This is a genomic window from Daejeonella sp., from assembly GCF_049655485.1.
Lineage (GTDB): Bacteria > Bacteroidota > Bacteroidia > Sphingobacteriales > Sphingobacteriaceae > Daejeonella.
In genome coordinates this window covers 1-2,209 of sequence record NZ_JBASJU010000283.1, presented here as the reverse complement: position 1 = coordinate 2,209, position 2,209 = coordinate 1, and the positions used below count along the sequence as shown (strand labels likewise).

Annotated in this window: 3 protein-coding genes and 1 pseudogene; 2 read left to right on the top strand and 2 right to left on the bottom strand. The window is 42.0% G+C overall.

Annotated features, from left to right (window positions below; translation table 11 throughout):
- Together WBJ10_RS12050 and ubiE are read right to left on the bottom strand one after the other, a co-directional pair.
- Positions 1-433: pseudogene (locus WBJ10_RS12050) on the bottom strand (outer membrane beta-barrel protein); the annotation flags it as partial.
- On the bottom strand, positions 430-1,173 hold the full coding sequence (ubiE, locus tag WBJ10_RS12045; protein ID WP_424290614.1) for a bifunctional demethylmenaquinone methyltransferase/2-methoxy-6-polyprenyl-1,4-benzoquinol methylase UbiE: 744 nt from the start codon (positions 1,171-1,173) through the stop codon (positions 430-432). The gene ubiE and the pseudogene WBJ10_RS12050, both read right to left, overlap by 4 nt.
- 112 nt (positions 1,174-1,285) lie before the next feature.
- Here ubiE and yihA point away from each other — a divergent pair, with 112 nt between their 5' ends.
- Positions 1,286-1,888: a ribosome biogenesis GTP-binding protein YihA/YsxC gene (yihA, locus tag WBJ10_RS12040; RefSeq protein WP_424290612.1), complete on the top strand. Its 603-nt coding sequence runs from the start codon at positions 1,286-1,288 to the stop codon at positions 1,886-1,888.
- 1 nt (position 1,889) lies between these two features.
- Positions 1,890-2,209: UbiA family prenyltransferase (locus tag WBJ10_RS12035; RefSeq protein WP_424290610.1), on the top strand; the 320-nt coding region annotated here is incomplete at its 3' end.

Here is a 2,209-nt window from a genome sequence, read left to right as displayed (position 1 = left end):
GCCGGTTTGACTTTAATTTAATCCCTATAGGCAGATCGACAAAGGTGCCCTGTACTTTCCTTTCCACTGTATATGCAGGAGCATCATACTCGTAGATAGCGGAAATATCTGAAAAAACCAGACCGGGCGTAAATCGCAGATTTGCATTTTCGGCCAGTTTATAATCGGAAACAAAACCCAATGCAAATCCCTGGGTTACCGGCGAACTCAGGCTCGTCATCTGTGCTGGGATCATTGTATCCCCACTTGGATCTAAAAAAGGCCCCTTCCAGTCCGCGGTTTTCAATATTTTATACTCAGCAGCCACATATTGAAATTTAAACCCAAAATGAAGCGTCTCATTATCGACACCCCCTCCCCAATTTTGCTGTGCAGACGCGTAATAATTAAATAAGAATGCCAGGAAAAAAATCAGGGAAAGTCGCTTTATCATTTAGTACCCGTATAAATGGAACAAATCCCAAACGCTAAGGGCCGCAATTTGGTATTTTGATAGCCTATTTTATTCAATAAATCAGTGAACTGCTTTCCATCCGGAAAGGCGGCTACAGATTCAGGCAAGTAACTGTATGCACTTGCATCTTTTGAAAAAAGCTTCCCGATGGAAGGGGTGACATATTTAAAGTAGAAATTATAAGCTTGTTTAACAGGAAACACTTTGGGTTTTGAAAACTCAAGAATTACCACCTTACCGCCTGGTTTCAGCACTCTGAGCATATCTGCAAGTCCCTTTTCAAGGTTCTCGAAGTTACGTACCCCATAAGCCACAGTTACCGCATCAAATGTATTATCATCAAATAAAAGCTTTTCAGAATCACCCAGGCTTACTTCAAAAACATCCTGAAGATTTCTCTTCTGGATCTTTTCGCGAGCGATGGCCAGCATCCCTTCGGAAATATCTACACCAGTGATTTTTTCAGGTTTTAAAATCTTAATCGATTCAAATGCAAAATCCCCCGTTCCGGTCGCGACATCAAGTATATGCTTCGGCTTAAGCGAAAGCAGCTCACGTATCGCCATCTTACGCCAGATCACATCAATGCCAAGCGATAAAAAATGATTTAAGAAATCATAAGTGCCGGAAATATTATTAAACATTTTCGCGACCTGTTCCTTTTTGGAAGCATCGGAGTCGCGATATGGGGTGACGGGGTTAGGGTTAGGCTTGGGCATATGTCTGCAAAGATAAAAGTTATAAGTTGTATTTATAAGTTGTAAGTTTTTGGCCGGCGTTTAGTTACTTATAACCTACAACTTATAACTTATAACTCATAACTTTGCCCCAATGATCATTAAATCCGCCGAATTCCAGTGCAGTAATACCAGAACCGACAAATTACCTCCTCCGGTATTACCGGAATACGCATTTATTGGCCGTTCGAATGTGGGGAAATCTTCCCTGATCAACATGCTTGTTCAAAAGAAAGGCCTTGCAAAAACGTCGCAGACACCGGGTAAAACCCAACTCATAAACCACTTTCTGATTAATGAAAACTGGCAGCTAGTGGATCTTCCGGGATATGGCTATGCTAAAACGTCGAGGAGCAATCGTGCCGACTGGCAAAAGTTCATCAGCTTTTATCTGCGAAACAGGGAAAACCTGCAATGCGTTTTCGTGCTGATTGACAGCAGGCTGGAACCACAAAAAATAGATGTCGAGTTTTGTTCATGGCTTGGAGAAAACGGCTTACCTTTTCAAATCATATTCACTAAAGCAGATAAACAATCCCGTGTAAAAACAGATCAGGCTGTTGCTAAATTCCGCAAATCACTGCTGGAGATTTTCGAGGAAGTGCCTCAGCATTATATAACCTCTGCCGAAACTCAAGACGGACGGGATGAAATACTTGGCTTTATTAACGAATTAAACAGGACGTTTACAAGGTAGCATGAAGAAGTATTTCTCGCTTGTATTATTTGCTCATACTGTTTTTGCGATGCCATTCGCTTTTATTGGCTTCTTCCTGGCTGTTACCACTACCGATCATGAATTCAATTGGATTAAGCTGTTACTGATGGTGCTGTGCATGATTTTCGCCAGAAACGCTGCCATGGCTTTCAACCGCTACCTGGATCGTGAAATTGACGCCGCTAATCCCAGAACTGTTGTGCGGGATATTCCATCCGGACGAATCTCATCGGGAGAAGCACTTGCTTTTACTATCATAAACAGCCTTCTTTTTGTGGCTGCTACGCTTCTTATAAATCG